16 protein-coding genes are annotated in these 23,989 nt (G+C 38.2%); 4 read left to right on the top strand and 12 right to left on the bottom strand.

Features of this window, described 5'->3' with window-relative positions; genetic code table 11:
* Positions 1-3 precede the first annotated feature (3 nt).
* The 5 genes from AC23ME_RS15435 to AC23ME_RS15415 all read right to left on the bottom strand — a co-directional run bounded on the left by AC23ME_RS15435 (position 4) and on the right by AC23ME_RS15415 (position 6,880).
* A complete protein-coding gene (locus tag AC23ME_RS15435; protein WP_487728673.1) occupies positions 4-1,182 on the bottom strand; it encodes an acetyl-CoA C-acyltransferase in 1,179 nt (392 codons plus the stop codon).
* Positions 1,183-1,366: 184 nt separating this feature from the next.
* Complete coding sequence (locus AC23ME_RS15430) at positions 1,367-3,754, bottom strand: 3-hydroxyacyl-CoA dehydrogenase NAD-binding domain-containing protein (protein ID WP_487728672.1); 2,388 nt, start codon at positions 3,752-3,754, stop codon at positions 1,367-1,369.
* 2 nt (positions 3,755-3,756) lie between these two features.
* Positions 3,757-4,194, bottom strand: coding sequence for a MarR family winged helix-turn-helix transcriptional regulator (locus tag AC23ME_RS15425; protein ID WP_487728671.1), 438 nt, complete (start codon positions 4,192-4,194; stop codon positions 3,757-3,759).
* A gap of 342 nt (positions 4,195-4,536) precedes the next feature.
* On the bottom strand, positions 4,537-5,154 hold the full coding sequence (locus tag AC23ME_RS15420; RefSeq protein WP_487728670.1) for a hypothetical protein: 618 nt from the start codon (positions 5,152-5,154) through the stop codon (positions 4,537-4,539).
* A gap of 1 nt (position 5,155) precedes the next feature.
* Positions 5,156-6,880 (bottom strand): DUF885 family protein, encoded by a 1,725-nt coding sequence (locus AC23ME_RS15415; protein ID WP_487728669.1) that lies wholly within the window; start codon positions 6,878-6,880, stop codon positions 5,156-5,158.
* 74 nt (positions 6,881-6,954) lie between these two features.
* On the opposite strand from AC23ME_RS15415, the gene AC23ME_RS15410 reads away from it, so the two are divergent.
* Both AC23ME_RS15410 and AC23ME_RS15405 read left to right on the top strand, forming a co-directional pair.
* Positions 6,955-8,088 (top strand): BamA/TamA family outer membrane protein, encoded by a 1,134-nt coding sequence (locus AC23ME_RS15410; protein WP_487728668.1) that lies wholly within the window; start codon positions 6,955-6,957, stop codon positions 8,086-8,088.
* 72 nt (positions 8,089-8,160) lie between these two features.
* Entirely contained in the window at positions 8,161-10,341 is a 2,181-nt protein-coding gene (locus tag AC23ME_RS15405; protein ID WP_487728667.1) for a penicillin acylase family protein, read from the top strand.
* An 81-nt stretch (positions 10,342-10,422) separates the two neighbouring features.
* Here AC23ME_RS15405 and AC23ME_RS15400 read toward each other — a convergent pair whose 3' ends face one another.
* The 3 genes from AC23ME_RS15400 to AC23ME_RS15390 form a co-directional block, all read right to left on the bottom strand.
* A complete protein-coding gene (locus AC23ME_RS15400; RefSeq protein WP_487728666.1) occupies positions 10,423-13,326 on the bottom strand; it encodes an N-acetylmuramoyl-L-alanine amidase in 2,904 nt (967 codons plus the stop codon).
* A gap of 1 nt (position 13,327) precedes the next feature.
* Positions 13,328-13,690 carry a BlaI/MecI/CopY family transcriptional regulator gene (locus AC23ME_RS15395; RefSeq protein WP_487728665.1) on the bottom strand — a complete coding sequence of 121 codons (363 nt, stop codon included), beginning with the start codon at positions 13,688-13,690 and terminating at the stop codon, positions 13,328-13,330.
* A gap of 319 nt (positions 13,691-14,009) precedes the next feature.
* Positions 14,010-14,792 (bottom strand): O-methyltransferase, encoded by a 783-nt coding sequence (locus tag AC23ME_RS15390; RefSeq protein WP_487728664.1) that lies wholly within the window; start codon positions 14,790-14,792, stop codon positions 14,010-14,012.
* A gap of 331 nt (positions 14,793-15,123) precedes the next feature.
* Here AC23ME_RS15390 and AC23ME_RS15385 point away from each other — a divergent pair, with 331 nt between their 5' ends.
* Positions 15,124-15,999 carry a transglutaminase-like domain-containing protein gene (locus AC23ME_RS15385; RefSeq protein ID WP_487728663.1) on the top strand — a complete coding sequence of 292 codons (876 nt, stop codon included), beginning with the start codon at positions 15,124-15,126 and terminating at the stop codon, positions 15,997-15,999.
* 30 nt (positions 16,000-16,029) lie between these two features.
* Here the strand turns inward: AC23ME_RS15385 and AC23ME_RS15380 are convergent, their stop codons facing one another.
* The gene (locus tag AC23ME_RS15380) at positions 16,030-18,438 is read right to left on the bottom strand and encodes a hypothetical protein (protein ID WP_487728662.1); all 2,409 of its coding nucleotides are present in this window, start codon (positions 18,436-18,438) and stop codon (positions 16,030-16,032) included.
* On the bottom strand, positions 18,404-19,441 hold the full coding sequence (locus AC23ME_RS15375; RefSeq protein ID WP_487728661.1) for a hypothetical protein: 1,038 nt from the start codon (positions 19,439-19,441) through the stop codon (positions 18,404-18,406). Before AC23ME_RS15375 ends, AC23ME_RS15380 begins: the two co-directional genes overlap by 35 nt.
* A 110-nt stretch (positions 19,442-19,551) precedes the next feature.
* Here AC23ME_RS15375 and dtd point away from each other — a divergent pair, with 110 nt between their 5' ends.
* Positions 19,552-20,004 carry a D-aminoacyl-tRNA deacylase gene (gene dtd, locus AC23ME_RS15370; RefSeq protein ID WP_487728660.1) on the top strand — a complete coding sequence of 151 codons (453 nt, stop codon included), beginning with the start codon at positions 19,552-19,554 and terminating at the stop codon, positions 20,002-20,004.
* 109 nt (positions 20,005-20,113) lie between these two features.
* On the opposite strand, the gene AC23ME_RS15365 is transcribed toward dtd, so the two are convergent.
* Both AC23ME_RS15365 and AC23ME_RS15360 read right to left on the bottom strand, forming a co-directional pair.
* Positions 20,114-21,490 carry a hypothetical protein gene (locus AC23ME_RS15365; protein ID WP_487728659.1) on the bottom strand — a complete coding sequence of 459 codons (1,377 nt, stop codon included), beginning with the start codon at positions 21,488-21,490 and terminating at the stop codon, positions 20,114-20,116.
* Positions 21,491-21,500: 10 nt separating this feature from the next.
* Positions 21,501-23,924, bottom strand: coding sequence for a TonB-dependent receptor (locus tag AC23ME_RS15360; protein WP_487728658.1), 2,424 nt, complete (start codon positions 23,922-23,924; stop codon positions 21,501-21,503).
* Positions 23,925-23,989 lie beyond the last annotated feature (65 nt).

The raw sequence follows: 23,989 nt of genomic DNA, 5'->3' as shown, positions 1-23,989 counted from the left end.
ACACTACAAAATTTCGAAGATCCCTGCAGCCCCCTGCCCTGTTCCTACACACATCGTAACCATGCCATATTTAGCGTTTCTTCTCTTTGCTTCGTTAAACAACTGCACCGAAAGTTTAGCTCCGGTACAACCTAGCGGATGTCCCAAAGCGATTGCTCCACCGTTAACATTGATTTTGCTCTGGTCTAAGTCTAAAGTTCTGATGATAGCCAAAGATTGCGATGCAAAAGCTTCGTTCAGCTCAATTAAGTCGATTTGGTTTTGCTCCATTCCTGCCATTTTCAAGGCTTTTGGAATTGCTTCAATTGGACCAATCCCCATAATTCTTGGCGGAACGCCCGCTACTCCATAACTTACCAAACGGGCAATTGGCTCTGCACCTAGTTCCTTCATTTTCTTTTCAGAAACTACCAATACAAAAGCAGCACCATCTGAGGTTTGAGACGAATTACCTGCCGTAATGCAACCATTCGCAGCAAACACAGGTTTCAACTTTGCTAAACGCTCAATCGTCGTATCCGCTCTCGGACCTTCATCCGTATCTACCACGTAAGATTTGGTTTTCTTTTTCAAAGCCGCATCCAAATAAGTTTCATTGACTGTAATTGGCGCAACACCTGCATTTAAATGACCGTTATTAATGGCCTCAATCGCTTTCATGTGCGATTTAAAGGCAAACTCATCTTGGTCTTCCCTGCTCACGTTGTATTCTTTTGCCACCGCTTCTGCTGTTAAGCCCATTCCCCAATACCAATCTGGGTTGGCTTTTGCTACATCTGGGTTTGGCACTAATTTCCATCCACCAAATGGCATTCCCGACATCACCTCTACACCGCCAGCAATGATACAATCAGCCATACCCGCTTTGATTTTAGCAACTGCCGTAGCAATTGTTTCTAAACCCGAAGCACAATATCGGTTTACGGTTACACCTGGTACTTTATCGGTATCCAAGCCCATCAAACTAATCATACGACCAATATTTAGTCCCTGTTCCGCTTCTGGCGTTGCGTTACCCACAATCACATCATCAATCTGCTCCTTATCTAAATTAGGTACCGACGCCACCAATTGTTTAATCACATCGGCTGCCAAATCATCAGCTCTGGTAAAACGAAATACTCCACGAGGTGCTTTACCTACGGCGGTACGCAATCCAGCAATTATATAAGCATCATTCATTTTCTTATTATTTAAGATTTGAGCCGTGACACAAATCGTTAATACTATTTCATTTTATTATCCGCATTATTTTATTCTTGCCGTCATTGCGAGGCACGAAGCAATCTTAATGCGATAGAAACACTTCTGTTATAAAGAGATTGCTTCGTACCTCGCAATGACGAGGTGGTTAGCAAGCTCCAAATTAATTACGTAGTGGCTTACCTTTAGTAACTATCGATTGTATCCTTTCCAACGTCTTCCTTTCTCCGCAAAGCGATAAAAATGCTTCCCTTTCTAAATCCAACAAATATTGTTCTGTCACTTCTGTCGGAGCCGATAAATCGCCACCGCACATTACCCAGCCTAGTTTTTCGGATATCTTCTTATCGTGTTCCGAGATATAGTTACCCGAGTACATGGTATTTGCTCCGGCGTAAACAATACCTAAACCTTGCTTACCTAAAACCTTGATATTTTTACGTTGAACTGGTTTCGTGTAACCTGCATCCGCCAGTTCGATTGCTTTAGCTTTGGCATCTGCAATTAAACGGCTCTTGTTCATACTAATTGAGTATTTATCTTTTTGCAAGTAACCCAATTCGAATGCCTCAACGGCAGATGTAGAAACTTTTGCCATACCAATAGTTAGGAAGCGGTTTTTCAACGCATTTTGTACAATCTGGTCGTCAGCAAACTCGTCAGATGCTCTTAAAGCAAACTCCTTCGTTCCTCCACCACCTGGAATTACACCCACCCCAAACTCTACCAAGCCCATATAAGTTTCCGCACTCAATTGTACGTGGTCGGCATGTAAGCTGAACTCGCAACCCCCACCTAAAGTTAAATTATGTGGCGCAACTACCACCGGAATTGAAGAATAGCGAATACGCATCGATGTATTTTGGAACATTTTAACTGCCATGTTCAACTCATCCCATTCCTGCTCTACCGCCATCATGAAAATCATTCCCACGTTCGCACCAGCAGAGAAATTAGCGCCATCATTTCCAATCACCACACCTCTGTAATCCTTCTCCGCCATGTCAATCGCTTTGTTGATAGCTGTTAAAGTATCGCCACCAATAGTGTTCATTTTCGAGTGGAATTCCACATTCAAAATACCATCGCCTAAATCAATAATTGACGCACCAGCATTTTTATAGAGTACTTTATTGTCAGCTTTTAAATTCTCAAGGATGATAAAATCGGCTGTGCCCGGAATAGCTTTATAACTTTTAGAAGGAATATCATAGAATTTCTTCACGCCATCTTCCACTTTATAGAACGAAGTATGACCTGCCGCCAACATCTCGGTTACCCAAGCCGCTGGTTCATTGCCATATTTTTTCATTCCTTCAATGGCATCGGCTACGCCAACAGCATCCCAAACCTCAAACGGACCAAGCTCCCAAGCAAAACCTGCTCGCATCGCATCGTCAATTTTATAAAGTTCATCTGCAATTTCAGGAATACGGTCAGATACATATTCGAACAACCCAAAGAAAGAAGTACGGAACAGTTCGCCTGCTTTATCTTTTCCAGCAGCAAAAACTTTCATTCTATCCGCAACTTTTTCAATGCTTTTAGTCATCTCTAAAGTAGCCGATTTGATTTTTTGCTGAGGTTTATATTCTAGCGTCTTCAGGTCGAGCGCTAAAATTTCACTCTTACCATCCGCATTTTTAATCTTTTTATAGAAACCTTGTTTGGTTTTATCTCCCAACCAATTATTCTCCGCCATTTTTTCTACGTAGGTAGGCAGCTTGAATAAATCGTGAGCTTTATCGTTTGGCACATTATCGTACAAACCTTTGGCCACCTTCATCATGGTATCTAAACCCACCACATCCGATGTACGGAACGTAGCCGATTTCGGTCTACCCAAAGCTGGACCAGTGAATTTATCCACTTCCTCAACCGTTAAATCCAGTTTTTCTACCGAATGTAATAGCGCCATGATGGAATAAACTCCAACTCTGTTGGCAATAAATGCTGGTGTATCTTTACAAAGCACTGTAGTTTTGCCTAAGAATTTATCGCCGTAGTGCATTAAAAAATCTACCACTTCTGGCTTGGTGTGCGGCGTTGGGATAATCTCCAACAATCTCAAATAACGTGGCGGATTGAAAAAGTGAGTTCCGCAGAAGTTAGCCTTAAAATCTTCGCTTCTACCCTCGGCCATTAAATGAATTGGAATACCCGAAGTGTTAGAAGTAATTAAAGTACCAGGTTTACGGTATTGCTCCACTTGCTCAAACACCTTTTTCTTGATGTCCAAGTTTTCTACCACCACTTCTATCACCCAATCGTAAGCAGCAATTTTCGACATATCATCATCGAAATTACCCGTACTAATTTTCTGTACAACTTTTTGCGAATAGATAGGTGAAGGATTACTTTTCACCGCAGCCTGCAAAGCTTCGTTTACGATTTTATTTTTCTGCTGAGGACTTTGTTGCTCGCCCTCGTTAGCCTTAGCTGCAATATCTAACAATAAGACTTCTACTCCAATATTGGCAAAGTGGCAGGCAATACGAGAACCCATAATACCCGACCCTAAAACCGCAACTTTAGTTATGTTCCTGTTCATTATTATTTTTTTGCTGGCGGATAAGCCAATGTTAACTGGTTAATTTTTTCTAAAGTGGAAATCAGTTGTTCCCTTTCCCTCACACTCAATCTTTCGTTCAAATATTCATTAAAAGAAACGACCACATCACGAGCAAGCTTTCGTTTTTCGATACCAAAAGGTGTTAAATAAACCTTTACCGAACGCTTATCTCCCTCAGAGGTTTCCCTATAAATCAACCCCGATTCTTCCATATTGTTTAGCATTCTTGATAAACTTGTAGCTTTAACACCGAGCAGTCCCGCCAAAGCAGAAACAGCAGTACCCTCGGCCTCAATGTTGATTAACATGTAGCCAATAGCTTGCGTAATGCCAAATCCGGCCGCAACTTGGTTGTAAGTGTTCGACACATTTTGCCAAACTATCTTAAGAAAATAATCTACGGTTTCTTTCTGCTTCATTAAATTACTATGCTTGCATAACAAATTTATAGAATTGATTTTTATTATGCAAGCAGAATATTAATTTTTATTCCGGATTGTTCTAGAGGCTAAGTTTCCCGCTGATGGACGCAGATAAGAACCGCAGATTTAGCAGATACCGATTTGCGTAATTTGCGTAAGTATCAGCGAAAATCTGCGGGAAAGATTTTTTTTGAAAAGCAATTGTTGTGGTGCTATCTTCCGAAAGTCCGGCTGTACGTTACAAGTCCGCACTCGTTTCTCTCGCTTGCGGGCTTTCCACTACCATCCGGTTTAGTTGGCAGTTACAAAAGTTATCCCGTCACTAAAGAATGTCGAATATCAAGGTAATTCCCGCTTTAACTTCGTTATCAGTTCACCATCCATATTCTTTTCTGAGAGCGATGATATAATAAAATCAGAGTCTAAAGTAAAATCAACAATTGGCATTGGGGTATAACCTCTGACGAGCAACATATCATCTTGTGAATAAAACAGTAATACATTTTCGTTTTCTATATTCTCACGTATCTTTATTCCTAAATTATCTCTTTCAACATTCCAAATAGGCGTCTCGCTATCATTATCCGATTCAATGTAATAACTGTCTCCTAAAACTTCAATCTTTGTAATCAAGAACTGATTAGGAAGCTCATATCTTAGGACAGGAAACTTTCCTATCACCTTCTCAAAACATTCAATTTCATTGACTTTACTTATTTTAAAAGTAATAAAGTCATCCCCAAAACTAGTTTCATCAAATTCTGCCAGTATTTTTACAAAACTATCATCACCCTTAAAAGACAAGAAAATAGCTTCAATACAATTAGTCAGACCGTGAGCATCTAACTCTTTATAATGATGATGACTGTGTATAGAAATCAAAGTTTTGCCTATTAAGTCTTGCAAAAGGCTATTTTCTTCATTCGAAAAACTGTGAACTTTATCAATTACTTTCATATCATTTCACCTCCCCAACAAACTTCCACTTTGTGGTAAAATCTTCTGTTAAAGCTTGGTTCGTTAACAGAGCTCTCACCATTTCTACAGGCATGCAGTTTTCCTTCAAAATACGGTCGTGGAAAGTAATGTTACTCATTTTACCACTTTGCACTACTTCTTTATGCAATGCTCTAAACTGCAAGCCACCCAACATATACCCAATTTGATACAGCGGACCATAATTTCCAGTAAATGACCTGCGCACTTCTGCTTCGGCATTGGCTCGCTCAAAACCTACACGTTCTACCAAGAAATCGATGCACTGCTTTGGTGTCCATTCGCCTAAATGGTATTTGGTAGAAAAAATGATACGAGCACAACGGTGCATACGCCAAAAAAGCATTCCAATTTTATCTTCTGGAGTTTTTGCGAAGTTGTTATCCCAAAGCAGCATTTCCCAATACAGCGACCAACCTTCGGTCCAAAATGGGGTACTAAAAGCCCTACGATAAGGTTTGTATCTGCTTTGCATATAATATTGTAAGTTATGTCCCGGTATCAGTTCATGAAAAACCACGGCTCTTGAGAAATGTCTGTTGTTCCCTCTCAAAGTCATCATCTTCGCTTCCTCGCTCATATCTTCTGTTGGATAAGCAATCAACACAGACTCCCCGCCTAAAAAGAAAGGTGCAAAACGTTGCTCTTCTGGTGTCAACATGCGCATGCGCCAACCTTCCTTTGCCATTGCAGGCACGGTTATCAATTTATTTTGTTCAACAAAGTTGATGGCTTCATTCGCCAACTCGTAAACTAATTCGGGCTGTTTACCTAACGGTGGATAAGCTGTTTTAACTTTTTCTAGCGCAGCTCTCCAATCGTTACCGAACCCCATTTCACGTGTAGCTTTTGCCATTTCTGCATCGCACCAAGCAAATTCTCTTTGGGCAATGGCAGCAAGCTGTTCGGGTGTGTAGGCTATCATTTCATCCTTTAACCCATCAATTAAAGCCGCCCTTCCTATTGGATTACCAACGATCCCAGTTCCATCATCTACTGAAGCACTTTGCTTTGCAATCTTCTCCAAATCTGCAGCATAGTTTTTCAATGAAGCTATTACTTCTGGATATATGTTCTTTGTTGCCTTAGTAAAAACAGGGTCATAGCCATCATAAAATTTATACGCCTCCGTAAATACAGCCAGATACTGATTAACTGTTTGTTGCGCCCATTTTGCTTGTACCGAACTAAGGGAAAGTTCCTTTTTGTCAATTGCCTTTTTCGTAGCTTCAATTTGTGATTTCAACCTTTCAAACGCCGAAGCAACTTCCACTCCGTCTTGCTGTTTTCCAATCCTTCTTTTTTGTTCAAAATCGATAATGATATTTGCGAATGGCAACAAATAATTGTTCTTGCTAAATTCTTCTGAAGCTATTTGCAAATTTCTCGCATCTGCCTTTATATCTCTCTTCAATAAAATATAATCTACCTTTTCATTTTGTGATAGCTTAGCAAAAGGCAAATTCATCACTTTTTTCTCCCATTCGGCGTAAAAACGGTGCATCCTCAAATAATATTCTTCAGTTTGCTTTAGTGCATACTTTCTATTAAGCATATTTTCATCAGCCTGATATTGATTAATGTATGGTTGTAAAACGCTGGCTTCGTTATTTGGAAGAGATACCGAATTTTGTGCATTAGCTATTAAAACAAAGCTCAGAACAATGGACAGAAGAACTTTTTTCATCATTAAGTGTTAAGGAAATCCCAATATAAGCAATGATTAGCCTAATCCACAGAAATTCATTTACTTTGTAACCGATGAAAAAATTAGCACTTACGGTTTTAATCTTTTGCTGTGCCAACCTTGCTTCGGCACAACTAGGATTTGTAAAACGTATTTTCTCGAACGAAAAAGACACTACCCGCAAGGCTAGTTTTATGCCCATCCCAGTATTCGGCTATGCCCAAGAAACAGGGTTTGAGTTTGGTATAGGAAGCATTTATTCGTTTTATGTGGATAAGTCAGACACACTTAACCGAAGCTCTAACTTTTTCGGCGCTGCTTCTTATTCTACTACCAAGACCTACAACGTAACACTACGCGGCGATGCTTGGACTAAGCGAAACGAATGGCATTTTATTGGCGAAATTCGGTTTAGAAATATGCCTTTTAACTTCTACGGTATTGGCAACAATACTTCGCACGTTGATGAAGATAAGTTGGTACAAAGAATGGCTAAAGTACAGTTTGATGCAGAGAAAGCCTTCGTCAAAAATGTTTATACTGGCATTTCGCTAGGCTTCGAAAATTACAAGTTTACCGATAAAGAAGCTGGTGGCATTTTTAGCGTTGGAAATGGCTTGCGTGACAGAGACGGAGGTTCGGTACTTTTCGTTGGTGTATCACAAAGTTACGACACCCGCAACTCTAACAACTATCCTACAAAAGGCTTTTTTGGGCGTGTGAGCTACCAATACGCCCCTCCTATATTTGGTGGAGAAAATTTCTCTGGCAGCCAAATTAGGGTTAACATACGTAATTTTTGGTCTTTAGCGCCAAAAGTTGTTTTAGGTGTGCAGGGAATGTACCACACTGTACAAAGCAATAGCACTTCATTTTATATGTTACCTCAAATGGGCAACGACGAAATGATGCGTGGCTATTATGGTGGCCGCTATCGCGATGAAAACTTTTTAGCAGCGCAGGCAGAAATCAGATATCGTTTTATGGAAAGGCTAGGAATGATTGTTTTTGGCGGTGCGGGAAAAGTTTTCGCAAATGAAGAAAATCAATTGTTAAAGAATTTTAAGCCTAATTATGGTATTGGCGGGCGTTATTTCTTTGACCCAGCAAAAGGTTTAAGTTTACGCTTAGATTATGGAGTTGGCGAAAAAAGACCAAACGAAAAGCGTCAAAGCGGGTTTTATATCAGCTTTGCTGAGGCGTTTTAACACTATTATCACCACCTAAGAAACCTAAGTACATTTTAGTTTCTTGTTTTAATTGAATACAATATTTGGCTGATGAAAAATTTACTATTTTCTCTTTTACTTCTACCTTTTTTCGTATTTGCACAAGAACCTAGTTCTAAAGAAATAGGCGATTGGGTAAAACAAGCACAGCAGATAGAAATTATTAGAGATAAATGGGGCATTGCACATATTTACGGTAAAACCGATGCTGATGCTGTTTTTGGAATGTTGTACGCCCAATGTGAAGATGATTTTAAGCGAATTGAACTCAATTACATCGAAAAACTTGGCCGATTATCAGAAATTGAGGGAGAAAAAACGCTGTACAATGATTTGCAAATTCGTTTGCTGATAGACAGCACACAGGCCATTAACGATTATAAAAAAGCAGAACCTTGGATGAAGAAATTGCTAGACGCTTATGCGGATGGCATCAATTTCTATTTGTATAAAAACCCAAGTGTTAAACCTGCTCTGCTTACCAAATTCAAGCCCTGGTATCCTTTCCTTTGGACTGACGGAAGTATTGGCGCCATTAGTACGGGCAATTTGACCATAGCAGAGCTGAAAAAATTCTATACCAATGACCATTCGCCTACTGGCTACATTCCACAAATAAAAGATCAGTTTAGCGGTTCTAATGGATTTGCATTTGCACCGAAAATGAGTAAAACTGGTAATGCAATGCTGTATATCAATCCGCATACAACATTTTATTTTAGGCCAGAAATACACATGCAAAGCCAAGAAGGATTGAATACTTATGGTGCCGTAACTTGGGGGCAGTTTTTTGTTTATCAAGGCTTTAATGAGTTTTGCGGTTGGATGCACACCTCTAATAACGTTGATGTTGCAGATATGTATGCAGAGAAAATCACGAAGCTTAAGGATACCTATTATTATACTTTCGATAAAAAATTATATCCCATAGGGAAGAAAAATATAGAGATTAAATATTTGGAGAATGGTGTTTTAAAGACAAAGAAATTTGAAACTTACTTTACCCACAACGGACCAATTATGGCTAACAGAGATGGCAAGTGGATTAGTTTGAAACATCAAAATCAAAACCCGCAAAGTTTGGTTCAAAGTTGGGTGCGCACCAAATCTAAAAGCTTCGAGGATTATCAAAAAGCAATGGATTTGACAGCAAATGCATCTAACAATACAGTTTATGCAGATGCCAAAGGAAATATCGCCTATTGGCATGGCAATTTCATCCCAAAACGTGATACGGCCTACAATTGGAGCGAGCCTGTAGATGCGACTACATCAGCAACTGCTTGGAAAGGTTTGCACCCCGTGAGTGAAAGTGTACATGTTTACAACCCAACAAATGGCTGGCTACAGAACTGTAATTCTACACCATTTACTGCGGCTGGGGTAAACAGTCCTAAAAAAGCAGATTATCCTCCTTACATGGCGCCAGATGGCGAAAACTTTAGAGGTGTAGCAGCATTAAGGTTATTGAACAAACCTAACAAGTACGATTTAGATGCTGTTATTGCCATGGGTTACGACACTTATTTGCCTGCCTTCGAGGTTTTGTTACCAGCATTGATTAAAGCTTACGAACAATTGCCTGCTGAAAATCCTTTAAAAGCGAGTTTAAAAGAAACTATTGCAGAGCTAAAAAAGTGGGATTATTATTCTTCGACCACATCTATTGCAGCAACTTTGGCTATGGAGTGGGCACAAAGGGTTAATCGCGATATCCAGAACGTTTACATTAACCAAGGTGAGAAAGATCAAGTAACCAAAACCATTGAATTTGCTAAAACCGCAAAAGCAGAAACGCTATTGCAGCCTTTAAAAACAACTATCGATGATTTAACCAAACGCTTCGGCAAATGGCAAATGCCTTGGGGCGAAGTCAATCGCTTCCAAAGATTAACTGGTGCAATGAACGAGAAATATGATGATTCTGCCCCTAGTTTTCCTGTAGCATTTGGCTCTGCTTTGTGGGGACAACTGCCATCCTACCGCAGCAATCAATTTGGCACCAACAAACGCTACGGGTATAGTGGCAATAGTTTTGTATGTGCAGTAGAATTTGGCACAAAGATTAAAGCTAAATCTATTTTGGCAGGTGGAAACAGTGGCAATCCTAAGTCGAAACACTTTAACGACCAAGCAGAAATGTACAGCAAAGGCGAGTTTAAGGATGTATTGTTTTACAGAGAAGATGTAATGAGCAATATGGAAAAAAGTTATAAACCTGGTGAGTTGTAAAGCCTTGAAGAGCTTGCAAAGTTATGGTGGGTGAGGACACCCGCCAATATATAATGTTTGAAATCAAGTTAAGCAGCTATTTTATTTCAGGTAATTTTTAGTTTTATAGCTGCTATTTGCTAAATCTATCTCGATTACCTCAGCTTCTATTTTTAAATTATTTTCGTCTTTCACAGAGCCGAGGTAAACGGTTACCATTTTCTTTAAGTTATCTAAGTGAATAACTTTACCTTTCGCTTTGTACTTCTCTATATCGAGTTCGGCTTTACCTGACAATAACATACTTTCTAAAACTCTATTTATTTTTACTGAATCTGAAGCTTGATAACGCATTTTAGCAATAGACACATTTTTACTAAGTTCTAAATTGCCCTCTTTACCTGGACCAGAAACTAATCTTTCTTTAACTTTTTCTACACTTTGCTGATTAAAGTCTCGGCTTTGCAGTATATCATCATTTACATTGGCTCCTAATGCTTGCGCAGGTTGCTTTGGCCATCTATCAAATAACAACTTTCCATCCTTCATTAACTTATAGCTTGTTAACATCGGAATCTCTACATTAGGCCAGTAACTTGCATTATAAATTTTAATACTGATTTTATCGCCTTTGTTAATCATGGCTTTAACTTGCTGAGCAAACTTTGCTTCAACATTTGCTTTTAATACCTGATGATTAGGAGTTTTAACTAAAAAGCCATCCATAGCTTTAGTTGTTGGCGAAAATGTAATTGCAGTCACCTCTCCCGTCACAGTTTTTCCATTGTAACTTTGCGCATATTCTATGTCTTTGGTCTTAGCAAAAGACAATTTTGGCTCTTGGCCAAACCAAAACACTACTGCCTCATTTTTATCATTAATCTCAGGAAAATCAAAATCGTTAACAAAAGAAAAACCTCTATTTGTTGATAATTTAGAAATGAAATCTTTATCGAATTTTAAACTTTCTTGTTCATTGAACAGCTTGCCATTTACGTAAATATAGATTTTTGCAGGCTTATGATTTTGTCCAGCGAAAACCATTTTGGCAGAAAGTATTTTACCACTGTAAGTGTTTAATGTAATTCTTTCCTCTCTGTAATCATTTCCTTTTAAGATTGAAGTTTTCGATATAAATGGTTTTTGTTCGTTTTTAAGCTCATACAAAAGTTCGCCACTAAATGACCTAATTTCAGATGCTGTTATGCAAGACGCTTCGAGGTTCTTAATAACATTTCCTTTTGCGTCAGAAACTACGATGTTATGAACTGTCCCGCTAACTTTCATGCTAAGTTCATCTCCAATTTTGACTTTTCCTTTTATTGGATTAAAAACTCTAACTACACCTTTATCATAAGCAAAGTTTAATACTTCCCCGACTTCCGTAAACAAAATGGTTTTTACCTTTCCCTTGATAGTTTTGCCAAATAATTCTTTGCCAGTTTTTTCTGTTAGTCGGTTTAACTCACTCGTAATACCACCATCAATTAGTTTATCGTCTTTAGTAGTGTTATTTATCGTCTTTAAATCTGGTAAGTTCTTATACGCAATCACCGCGTCAATAATAGATTTTGCCAATTCTTGTTGTTTCTCTTTGTTAGTAATGAATTGGAAATCGCTCTTATTAGTTAAGTAACCTAGTTCCAAGATTACAGAAGGTATTTTGCTCTCTCTAAGTAGCAGCAGGTTTTTATTTTTAGGATTACTATCGGCATCAATTCCGTTTAAGTTTTGAAATGCCTTCAGCATTTGACTTGCCAACTTGCCTGTTAAACGATTTTTTTCATTGCCCTCATCTCCAATGGCTGTAAAAATTTCTATACCGTTTGATTGTTTCGCTTTTGAGGTTGGTTCTGAATTTACATGTAGAGAAACCAAAACAGCTCCTTCTTTTGCCAAACGCTCTTTAAAACTCACATCTTCATCCGCATTTCTAGTCATTACCACTTTAATACCTTTAGACTTAGCAATAGCATTAACTTTCTGCGCAATAGCTAAAGTCAATTCTTTTTCTGTAATACCATTTACTTCGGCACCTTTTTGCTTTCCGCCGTGACCAGCATCTAGAACTAGTACGAAATCGCTTTGCTCCGTTTCGTTTGGAAAAACCTCTATCACCTTCACCGTAAATCCCCAGATTAAGCCTAAAACTATAGGCGCAACCAGTAAATACATTAATTTTTTCATATTTGTTGATTTTGAGTTGAACAACATTTTGATACGCTCTTTCACTGGGCTTTTCACGAAATTGTGTACAAGCGGAGCTCTACTTTGCTCTACCGCAAGTTTAAGTAACAGGGAAGCATATTCCTTCGAACCAAAATTATTTGAGGTGGCTTCGTCGGCTTCGTATTCGTGCACTTGCTCCAAAGCTTTATCCCACAAATAAACTATTGGGTTGAACCATAAAGCTGCCTTTGCTAACATCATCACTATTTTATCGACAGAATGATATTGTTTGGCGTGAACACTTTCGTGCTGTAGTAAAATGTTTAGCTCGGTTTTGGTTAAGCTTTGTTCGTTGATAAATACGTAGTTGAAAAAAGAGCAATTGGTAAATCCATCAGCTTTGCTTACCAATTTAAGTCCATTTACAGCTATTGCTTTTTGCTTGGTATGTTTAAGGAGCAGTGCTAATTTCTTGAGGCTAAACAATAAAATCAGCGATGCGACAATGATGTAGGCATAGGGAATTAAGGATAGCCAATCTATCGACGTTACTTCTGCTACTGTACTTTCTGCAGCAACAAAATGCGGTGCCGTTTCCATAGAATGGATTTCAGTTGCTGAAAATTTGACTGGCTCTTCTAAAACTATTGGCGCTTGCTCCACTACCCTTTCTACAGTGATTTGCAGCGATGGAATTACGAAACTCAAGAGCAACGTAGCGAGTAAATAAAACCTGTTGAATTTAAAGAAAGTAAGCTTTTTAAGCACCAACAGATAGAAGGCGAAAAACAGTACCAAACATGCACTTACTTTTAATAGGTAGTAGAACAATTCCATGTTATGAGTTTTTGTTGATGAGCGATTTTAGTTCTTCGATGTCGGCTTCACTTAATTTCTCTTGCTTTACCATAAAAGAGAGTAAACTTTTTGGTGAGTTATCGAAGTAAGCAGAAAACAGTTTGGAAAAACTAGTTTTTGCATATTCTTCTTTGCTGATCGCAGGAAAATATTCGTAGGTTTTACCGTAAGCTTTGTAGTTTACATAGCCTTTCTTCTCCAATAATCTCACAATAGACGAAATTGTATTGTAAGGTGGCTTAGGTTCATCGTCTATTTGTTCGATGATATCTTTTACAAATGCATGCTCTAATTTCCATAGAATTTGCATGATACGTTCTTCGGCTTTGGTTAATTCTTCCATAACCTAAAGTTATAACTGATTTTTCAGTTATACAACTAAAAAATCAGTTATTAATAACAAATAATTGAAAATCAATAAGATAATTTTGAATACACTTTAACTGATTAAATTGAAATGGTTGAAACCATTAATAAACAATATCAATTTAAACCCTACTTATTTAGTTTCGGAAGTTTGTCATATATAGCGTGCCGAACGATTTACGAGCGTATAAAATAGATGCCTCGAAACTCGACATGACAGGTAGCCAAAAAGAGCAAGTGCTTTATTTTATTACCCCTAAAGGGAAAAAATGACGTTAGTCGAAGATTTGGAACAATTAGTACTTCAATTTGAAATGCTCTTTGGCTTGTCCTTTTTTGAAGTACACCAAACCAATCCAAAATAGATCTACAGTTACGGTTACATCGGGATGATTTTTAATTTCCTCCCAAGCCTGCTTCATACCTTCGCTCCAGTAGATGTCGTCGAAAATAAGTAGCGAGTTTTCTGTGATTTTTGGCAGACACCAGTTGAAATAGTTGAGCGTTGCTTCTTTGGTGTGATTACCATCGATGTAAACGAAATCTAACTGTGCTCGTTCTTCGATCGCTTTTGGCAGCAAATCGTTGAAGTTACCAACCTGCAATTCCACATTCTTTAAGTTAAGCTCTTGAAAATTTTGATAAGCAACTTCGGCAGTTTGCGGACAACCTTCGATGGTTAAAACATTGGCTTCGGGCTGTGCTTTTGATAAATATGCAGAGGTAATACCTAAACAAGTGCCCAATTCTATTATGTTAGCTGGCTTATGGTTGGCCGCCAAACGATAAATTAGTTGTGCTAAACGAGGAGATTTTAATGCATTCTTTGCAATTTGCGAAACTTTCTTCGTTCTGCTTTTGTTGAGATGAGAGCCTGCGCCTAAGTCGGTTACGGTAATGAGATGTTGGTCATTCAAAAGTTTTTTTCGCTGTGCTTCGATTTCTTTGTATTCACTTTTTATGGAAAAATCGTAAATTACCTCATCTGCTAGCTTGTAGACAAATGGCGAATGTGTACCATGACGGGTTTTAGCGGTAAACTGATGTTTAAGGTAATCGGCGAAGAATTGTAAGACCATGGGACAAATTAAGGGAAAAAAGATGAAAGGTGGAAGAGGGGTGTGAAGGTGGAGGGTGTGAAGACTAAAGACCAAAGACTAAAGTTTGAAGGCTGAAGTTGGGATGAGCCGGGTGTTAAACCTTTAGCAGCGGGCATTTGTTTTGGTGTAGAAGTGGATGTGAAATAAACCCGATTGAAACGGCGTACTTTTTTGCTGCAGATGCTTCGACAAGTTCAGCATTACATGGCAACAAAAAAGACAAAGTTGAAAGCGGGACAGGTGGAAACGATGAAAAACTGACTTTGATTTTCTAAAAAAGAACACAATAATTGATAGAAAGGTATTACAGATGAAAGAGCGTGGTAATGTGACTGAAATAGATGCTTTAGTAAAGTTGCTGGACGACCCAGATGAGGAGGTGTTTTTGAATGTGCAAGAAAAATTGTTGGAATATGGCAACGATGCGATTTCACATTTAGAAACTGCTTGGGAAAAATCGTTGGATACGATGATGCAGGAGCGCATTGAGAATATTGTGCACACTATTCAGTTTACGAATGTGAAGCAAGATTTGAATTTGTGGTATCAGAGTGGTGCCTTTGATCTGCTGCAGGGCGCTTTAATTATTAATCGTTATCAGTTTCCAGATTTAGACGAACAGTTGATTATTAACCAGATTGAAGATATTAAACGTGAAATTTGGGTTGGTTTGCAGTACGAGATGAGCTCGATTGAGAAGATTAAGCTGATTAATCATGTGTTCTACAATCAGTTTGGCTTTAGCGGCAATACAAAAAATCACCACGACCCGCAAAACTCATATTTAAACCAAGTACTTGAGAGCAAAAAAGGCAACCAAATTTCGTTGGCAATTATTTACTCAACCATTGCACAGAAATTGGATATTCCTGTTTACGGCGTGAATTTACCACAGCATTTTATTCTAGGATATATTGACGAAAGTAACCCTGACAGAGAGCAGGCGGTGTTATTTTATATCAATGCTTTTAACAAGGGAGCTATTTTTGGCAAGCACGATGTTGACCAGTTCTTGCGCCAGCTGAATTTAGAACCGCAGCCTGGCTTTTATGCGCCTTGTAGCAATGCGGAAATTGTTCGTCGTATCATTAGAAATTTGATTTCGGCCTACGAAAATTTGGGAGCTGCAGAAAAGGTGACAGAGTTAAAGCAGATGCAAGATATTCTATCGGACACTAATAATTAACGATTATTTATAGCGTCGAAAGAAATCAATTTACTTCGACGCTATAAAATCACCAAGATAACTGCATTCGTAAGCTGCTTTTTTGAAGTAGGCTGTACCACTATAACGCTGTTTCAACTCTGCAAAGTAGCGATTTTGTCTATTTACATCAGCTAACATATTATCGGCTTCTTTATAGCCAAGGTCGTACCAATTATGCTGATTAAATAATTTGTTCGACTCGCTTTTTTGTTCGCATTTAGCCAGCATAAATGTACATTTTGCTTTAAACTCTGGGTCGTTACTTAAACTGCGTGCCTTTAAATACCACTGTTTCGCTTTTGCCGCCAACTTAAAGTCTTGATCAAACACATATCTAGCTGGCTCGTAAACAGAATAAGAACTCCAATTATAACTGATTAACGACCAAGCGTTGCCATAGTAACCAGTTTGATAAACACCATTAGCCATTTTAAAGTAGTGCTGAGCCGCATTTTTCTTATCTGTAATACTGAGCTTTTGTAGTCGCAACATCTCTTTGGCGAACGATTGCTTATCGTACTTTTTAGTAGCGTTGGTATATTTTTTCGGATAATCGTTTATGGTAGTTTCAAATGGATTTGCATAAAGTTTCTCGTCTTCATACCAGTCGCTTGGGGTTAAAAACTCGTAATTAGCAGGTAACTTTTCGAAACACTTTAAAGCTTTCTCATACTGATGCTCACGTAGGTAAGCAGTGCCGAAAAGTTCATAAAACCCTGTTCTGTCTATTTTAGATAAGGCATCGTTCAAATAAGCGTCGAAACTGCTCGTTGCTTTTCCTTCAAATCTTCTTTCTAATTTTGCCAAGGTAGATGAACTCAAATAATTTCTCCAAAATTCTAGTGTAGTCCAACTCATAGCGTTGGCCAAGCTACCTTGATTTGCAGTTTCAGTATTGTAATCGCCTTTCATCATCAGCAACGCGGCTGTAGCTGTATCTCCTAATTTGATATAAGTTGGTACCAACAACTCCTGATAGAAATTTCTGGTGGTTGCCAAATATCTATTCTCTCTACTCTGAGCAAAATAATCATCTTCCACAGTTGGAACATTTTTCTTACGCTTCTCATCAAGCCATTTCAAGGTTGGCACCAATTCGTCTGGGTTAATTTTTCCTTGCTTAATTTTTCTTGCGTTTAGCAGTAAATTGATGATCTGAAATTGACTTTTGTATCGATCTTTTAACTTTGAAGGATCTAACTTTTGCAACAGAGCCGCTGCCGCAACATCATCTCTTTTTAACCAATTGATATAAGCAGCGCTGATAGTTCCCAACTCGGATTCTGGATATTTTTTGTCATCCGCCAGTTTTAAAGCAAAGTTTTTGGTGAGTTCCAATTGCATTAAGCTAGCATTGTTTACAGTATCGCCTTTTGCATTTGTTTCGAAATAGTTTCTTGAAAATCCTCCAGGCTTATTGAAATCTTTCTCTAGCTTATTGATTTGCCTTATCAACAATGTTCCATTCATTAAGCTGTTTGGCATATAGCTATAAACTTTGTGCAGTGCATCGAGGTCGTAATCTGGGTTACCGAAACTTTTAATTGCAATGATGTTTGCTTTCTCTTCATCGCTTTTAGCAAATGGCAACACATCTTCTACTGCGGTAGAAGTATAATGGAAATTCTTATAAGCCTGTACTTTTCGTTCTGGATTGCTACTAAAAACCTTCGAGAATAGATATGCAGCTTCCGTTGGATTTCCTGCGTAACGAACCGAACCAGCATACACTGACATTGCCCAACCTTTGGCTAAATCTGTAGAAGAAATTGGCTCGATGTACTTTTTGTAAACAGTTTTGCAGGCTTCGTAACTTTCTGCATAATGATACATTCTAGCTGCTTGGTAAGCATAGCGAAGTTTTAGGAAATTGTCCTTTTTCACCTCGCTCAGTAGCTGTATGGCTTCTTGTGCCTTATGGATCATTTGCGAGCTATCTCGTTCAACCGGATTCCAAAGATCAAACGCTACCGTTGCAAATGGCTCACAAGTTTTGGCAAAGTCAAAATATTTTAAGGCATGTTTATTTTTACCCAGCGCTTGAAGGAATGTATTTTGCTGCAAATCTTGTGGCAAATGTTTTAAGTTCTTCTTGGTTAAACCTGCCAAAAGCACGTTCGTGGCACTATCACTTTCGTACATTACCCTACGTACGTCTTCCTTTTTCACGCTTAAATATTTAGCCCACTCTGCACTGTTCAAATCATACTCATCTACCTTTTCTTCATCGTGGTAAAGGTATTCCCACTCACTAAAATTGAATTGATCGTAATCTTTTCCCTGCACATCGTTATGAAAGTATGAGATGTAATAATCGTAGGGATCTATTTCTCCGCCACAGGCGATATTGACTACAATTTCACCAAAAAATACCGTTAAAAAACTAACGCAAAATATGAGTAATTTCTTCCAGTTCATGAGTGTTAAAATTTTTCAATGTGGTTTCATCTAAATGATAAAATAAAAGAGTAAACGGCTTATTGGATAAGTATTCGGATAAGTAAACGGCACTTTCTTTTATGTCTTCAAATTTACTTTCTTCAAATCTAATTTCATCATTTTTATAGAGTCCAAAATCAGGCAAATCTGTTTTGATTAAATACAAACCATTAGCTTGTTTCAAAAACATCGAGCTGTTAGCCAAATCTATACTTTTTAAGCGCTTAGAGATGCCAGTGTAGTTTCCATTTCTAAATACAACCGCCCAAGAAAACAGTGGCAAAGCAATATCTATCTGCATTGGATAATAACCTAAGTTTTTCCCTGCGTACTTCTCCAATTCTTTTAGGTCTAAGATGGAGTTTTGTGTACCATACTTACGAAGGTTTCCCATGTTGTAGCACATCAGCAATACCTTGTCAACGGGCGGAATACCACTTTTTTCTTGATTTTTTAGTTGATGTAGACGCAGCGTCGATGAAATTATTTTACCGTCTAATAACTTTCTGATTTCTTCTAACAGCAAAAAATAATTGGCTCTGGTGGTAGCCGTCCAATCGCAATCTATTTGTAGTTCAGTATAGCTGGATTTTCCCGACTGTTTAACCTTTCCATCCACAAATTTTACAATGTTTGCCGCCAGTTTTTTAAGCTGATTTTCGCTGATCTCTTTAAGAACATCATTAACCACAAAAACTACTGGAACCAATTCTAAGTTGGCAGGAATTTGATCTTTAAACTTGATGGGAGCTACAGGAGCAATTTCTCCATTGAGATTTCTATCTACATCTAAAATTCTAACAAATATTTTTTTGCTCTTGAAGTGCTGCAAATAGCTTTGTTCAACTGTGTTGGTTTGATAGACCGTTTTCCAAAAGTAAAAACTAGTTTCTACTGCTCGTTTTTGTTGGCAGCTTATTAATAGAATAAGAAACAATAACCCCCATCCCCCTAAAGGGGGCTTTACTAGTTTGAATTTCATTGTGACTATAAAAGTACTTAAATTGGCCGTAGAAACATCCTCAACAAGAATTAACAGAATATATTATTTGAATTTTAGAAAAAACATTCCCCTTTAGGGGACATAGGGGTATGAGAGCAGTTATACAAAGAGTAACCGAAGCAAGTTGTAAAGTAGATGGAGCAATTACGGGGGCAATTACAAATGGCTTTTTGGTTTTGTTAGGAATTGAGGATGCAGATACGCAGGAAGACCTAGAATGGTTGTCGCAAAAAATCGCCAATATGCGTGTTTTTGGAGATGAAAATGGGTTGATGAATAAAGCCTTAGCTGATATCGATGGAAATATCTTATTGATTAGTCAGTTTACTTTGTTTGCGGCTACGAAAAAAGGCAACAGACCAGGTTTTACGCGGGCAGCAAGACCAGATAAAGCCATCCCTCTTTATGAGGAAATGAAAAAGAAGTTAAGCCAGCTAATTGGAAAAGAAGTGGCTTGCGGAGTTTTTGGTGCGGATATGAAAATAAGCTTACTGAATGATGGTCCGGTTACGATTGTGATGGACACGAAGAATAAAGAGTAAAAGCCCCAAACCACTAGTGGTGCTTTTTTAAAATAAAAAAACGTCCCGAATTAACATCGGGACGTTTTACTTTTAGAGAGTGTTAATTTAGCCCTTTAAGGGTTGGAATTTAGTAAGCGCCTATGTAGCGATTACCTGCTGCATTTTTCAGTTTAGCTCCTACAGTCATAGCGCCTGTTTTTCTATTAAAGATGTATAGATTTCCATCAGTACCTATTCCTGTAACTGGAATATAAACATAATCTCCATGAACAGCTATTCCTTGGTGTTGACCAAAATCTAAAGTTGCCTCTCCAGGAATAGAGTATTTGGTGATTTTTTTATTATTTAAATCAACACGTGCAATGTAACCTCCGTCTCCGTTTACACTATAAATTACGAATCCAATACCATCTCCAGCATATCTCCAAGTTTCGATATAACTATTAGTTACGCCTAACTCCGTGTCAAGACTTAACACGTAGCTATTATCATATTGATTGTTTGTTCCTATTTTAAGGATTTTAGAACCTCCGGTACCAGCAATTTCTCTGTGAGTGGCTTGGTAAACTGCTCCGTCGGTACCAACGTAAGACATTGGGCTACGGTAACCACTGTTGTCGCCCGTAGCTTGTGTAGAAGTAATAAATCTAGGATTCTCTAAAGACGGATAATCGACCACTAGTGTGCGGGTCGCTAGCCTTGGAAGAGTACCTGTAGCGTAAACTGGTGTACCAGAAGCATTATAAGTTACAAAGGCATTCATATTGTACTGACGCATCCAAGTGCCAATATATAATTTATCGCCTGCTTTGTTTAATACAGGAGCATCAAAACGGAAAACATGATATCCTTTGGCAATTTCATCAGCACTTAATGCTGGCAACTCAAAATACTCTTTGTTAACATTGCTGATACGAGGGTTATTTAGGTCTAACGTAAGGATGATACCTGAGCTTTTAATAGTATTAATCGTTTCGTTTGGTGCAGTACCTTTTCTAGTTACATCCACTTTTACATCCACAGCTACACCAACGCCTTCTGCTGCTTTTACCCAACGAGGTGAAGTACCAACATACACAGACGTATTGATAGCAGAGCCTACTTCTTTGTAAACGTTACCTCCACCTACTTCATATTTATTAAATACTCCTCCATCAGCGCCAGTATATTGTATATTATATAGATATTTACCATCAGCTGAAGCCTGTAGTCTTGCTGTACGCGAAGATTTCACGCCAAAACCAATATCATTTCCGTTAGCACTTTTTCCAAAAACATCTATTGTAAAATTTGAGTTGTGGGCATCTTCCAAATTAACGCTGTACACTTTAGTTCCGCCATCACCATCGCCAGGATTAGTTCTCATTAATGCTCCCGATAGCGTAATCCAGCGATCTGCCTGACCTGATTCATCAGGTCCAGCACTACTTTTTTTACAACTGCTTAGAGATACTGCTGTTGCTACAGTACCCATCAAAACCATTTTAAAAAGGTTCTTTTTCATATTTGTTGAATTAAAATTTATCTATAATGTAATTTAATTTGAAGTAAATGGCACGGCCTGGTTTCTGTACCGCAAAGTTGTCGTACACTTCTGCATTGAAAGCATTTTTAAGGTCTAAACTTGCTACTAATTTGCGGTTTGGGAAACGGTAGCTGGCTCCAAAATCGTGTGCCAATTGTGTTGGAGTAGTTCCGTAATCAGTTTTGATCCAGCCAGTGCTAAAAGGAGCTACATAACCAAAGTTGTAATATAAGCTCAAAATAGATAACTTTTGAATCACGTTATTTAACCTATATTGTGCATTTCCATTAATTGTAAAAAATGGCTCATTAGGGATTTGTTGGTTATAATATTCCAAGCGCAAACCAGAATTAGGATCAACCTCTTGTTTAAATAAAGAGTTGAATTTTGAAAAGTTGAGCATGAAATTGAAATTGTTATTATACCTATAAGACACTTCACCCTCAAAGCCTAAAGATTGTGCAAGCCCTAAGTTGACGAATGGCGCAAACTCGAGGTCGTCTTCTATACGTCGAATATTGGTTTGGCGCATGATTTTATCGGTTACGTTACGCCAAAAGGCATTTGAGGAAATTGATAGCTTATGTTTGCCAAAATCAAACGTCCCTAACCTAAATCCAATATTGAGGTTATTGCTTAACTCTGGTCTAATACCTACATTGGCAGTTACATTTTCATCTGGGCTACCAAAAATTTCTGTTTCGGACGGCATACGTACCGCTTTTTCTGCTGATGCAATTAATACATATTTTGGTGTAATGGAGTAAGAAACAGCTAAGCCGTAACCAGTGATGCTTTTGCTACTTTTAATTTCTTCACGAAAAAATGTATTCTGACCATTTATCAATTTTCGTGTAGGATTTAGCATAGTCATATCTTGCATGTATCGCTTTCCAAACAAATTTGTCTTTAAACGACCTTCAAAGAAGCCAGCCTCGTAATTAAGTGATAGCACATTTTTTTGCAAATCATTCTCTGCCCTATACATTCTATCTACAACCACCTTAAGAATATCCTCGTCAAATCTATCTACAGTGTAATAAACATGATTAAGAGACAATCGATGTCCGTTGATGATGGTATAACCAAGATTAGATCTTACTGTACTAATTGTTCTGTCGATGGTATTCATTGTAGGTTCACCCTGCTGTCCTCCCAATCTAGTTTTTACAGGTGTGCCATGAAAACCGATCATCTTTTCTCCACTCCAATTGTATACCCAGCTTACCGTATCCTGCACATAGGTTTCTCTTTTACTATAATTGGCATTTACCGTCAAATCCAAACCTTCGGTAAAAAGATTGCTTTTGTTATAATTTAAGCTGAACACATTTGAACGAGCTTCAGTAAACCTTCCCATATAAGGCTGCGACATGGTTTGTCCGTGCTGTAATTCACGATAGGTGTCTCCACCGTTAAAACCTATAAAAAACTGATCGGCCCATTTTACATTAGTAAAACCTGCTTCAAATCTACCCCCAACCGAACGATATCCATCCCAAAATCTTTTGGCAGTTACATATTCCATTGTTCCGTCTGGCCTGGTGTTACGAGCAAATTTGCCCCAAATTTTGTAGCTATTATCGGTATGGGTATAGAAACCTGACGCCCTTACTGTTAAACCTGTTTTATCATGGCGGTACATCGCCGAAGCATCACTTTGGAAGGTGTTAAAAGATCCGTAAGATGCAGCTACCGTAATGTTATTATGTGAAAATCCTTTCTTCAATACCACGTTAATTGCGCCTCCAAGCAAATCTCCGGTTAAATGCGCTGGCAATACTCCTTTGTAAACCTCTATCCGTTCAATCATTGCCGGAGGGATATTATTTAAGTTGAAAGATGACCCATAGGTAGAAATTTCTATTCCATCAATAAAAATCCCTACGGCTCTACCCGACATACCATTCAAGTTATACTCCACATTAGATCCCAACCCCCCGTTTTGTCTAATCCTTACCCCTACGCTTCTATCTAATAATTCGTTCGTTTGTAAATTCCTTAAGGAAGCTTCCTTAGTATCAATCACATTTACGGCAAAGCCTTGGGTTTCGATCTGGCGTTTTTCGGTTTTCCCAGTAATGGCAACTTCATTTAACACACTATTATCTTTCGCCTTTGTAGTGATATTGAAGGTCTGCTCTGGTTTATTTACAGTAATTTCTTGTCTTTTAGATACGATCTCCATAGAGCCGATTTCTAAAGTATAGCTACCGTATGGGATGCTTTTTAAAACGTAATTTCCTTTTTCGTCGGTTAAAGTGTGTTTGTTTAATGATTTAATATTCACTACAGCGCCTACAACGGGCTCTCTGTTGTCCATCACAATTTTCCCAGAAATACTGCCATTTTGTGCATTAACAATAGAATTAAACGTAAACGCAAATAATAGCGATAGTAAAAAGTGCTTCATCTTTCCAAATAATTTCACATTTTAATTTAGAAGAAGTCTAAATAAACGTAAATTGCGGCAAATAT

This window comes from Pedobacter sp. T50_32, from assembly GCF_057652195.1.
Note: the sequence above shows the minus strand (reverse complement) of the source record. Positions and strands in the feature narration are given on the sequence as shown.

Excerpts from the sequence above, each read along its gene's own strand:
- AC23ME_RS15420 (WP_487728670.1), bottom strand. The coding sequence starts at position 5,154 with ATGAAAGTAATTGATAAAGTTCACAGTTTTTCGAATGAAGAAAATAGC.
- AC23ME_RS15425 (WP_487728671.1), bottom strand. The coding sequence starts at position 4,194 with ATGAAGCAGAAAGAAACCGTAGATTATTTTCTTAAGATAGTTTGGCAA.
- AC23ME_RS15380 (WP_487728662.1), bottom strand. The coding sequence starts at position 18,438 with ATGAACTGGAAGAAATTACTCATATTTTGCGTTAGTTTTTTAACGGTA.
- AC23ME_RS15375 (WP_487728661.1), bottom strand. The coding sequence starts at position 19,441 with ATGAAATTCAAACTAGTAAAGCCCCCTTTAGGGGGATGGGGGTTATTG.
- AC23ME_RS15415 (WP_487728669.1), bottom strand. The coding sequence starts at position 6,880 with ATGAAAAAAGTTCTTCTGTCCATTGTTCTGAGCTTTGTTTTAATAGCT.
- AC23ME_RS15390 (WP_487728664.1), bottom strand. The coding sequence starts at position 14,792 with ATGGTCTTACAATTCTTCGCCGATTACCTTAAACATCAGTTTACCGCT.
- AC23ME_RS15405 (WP_487728667.1), top strand. The coding sequence starts at position 8,161 with ATGAAAAATTTACTATTTTCTCTTTTACTTCTACCTTTTTTCGTATTT.
- AC23ME_RS15360 (WP_487728658.1), bottom strand. The coding sequence starts at position 23,924 with ATGAAGCACTTTTTACTATCGCTATTATTTGCGTTTACGTTTAATTCT.
- AC23ME_RS15395 (WP_487728665.1), bottom strand. The coding sequence starts at position 13,690 with ATGGAAGAATTAACCAAAGCCGAAGAACGTATCATGCAAATTCTATGG.
- AC23ME_RS15430 (WP_487728672.1), bottom strand. The coding sequence starts at position 3,754 with ATGAACAGGAACATAACTAAAGTTGCGGTTTTAGGGTCGGGTATTATG.
- AC23ME_RS15365 (WP_487728659.1), bottom strand. The coding sequence starts at position 21,490 with ATGAAAAAGAACCTTTTTAAAATGGTTTTGATGGGTACTGTAGCAACA.
- AC23ME_RS15400 (WP_487728666.1), bottom strand. The coding sequence starts at position 13,326 with ATGGAATTGTTCTACTACCTATTAAAAGTAAGTGCATGTTTGGTACTG.
- AC23ME_RS15385 (WP_487728663.1), top strand. The coding sequence starts at position 15,124 with ATGAAAGAGCGTGGTAATGTGACTGAAATAGATGCTTTAGTAAAGTTG.
- AC23ME_RS15410 (WP_487728668.1), top strand. The coding sequence starts at position 6,955 with ATGAAAAAATTAGCACTTACGGTTTTAATCTTTTGCTGTGCCAACCTT.
- dtd (WP_487728660.1), top strand. The coding sequence starts at position 19,552 with ATGAGAGCAGTTATACAAAGAGTAACCGAAGCAAGTTGTAAAGTAGAT.
- AC23ME_RS15435 (WP_487728673.1), bottom strand. The coding sequence starts at position 1,182 with ATGAATGATGCTTATATAATTGCTGGATTGCGTACCGCCGTAGGTAAA.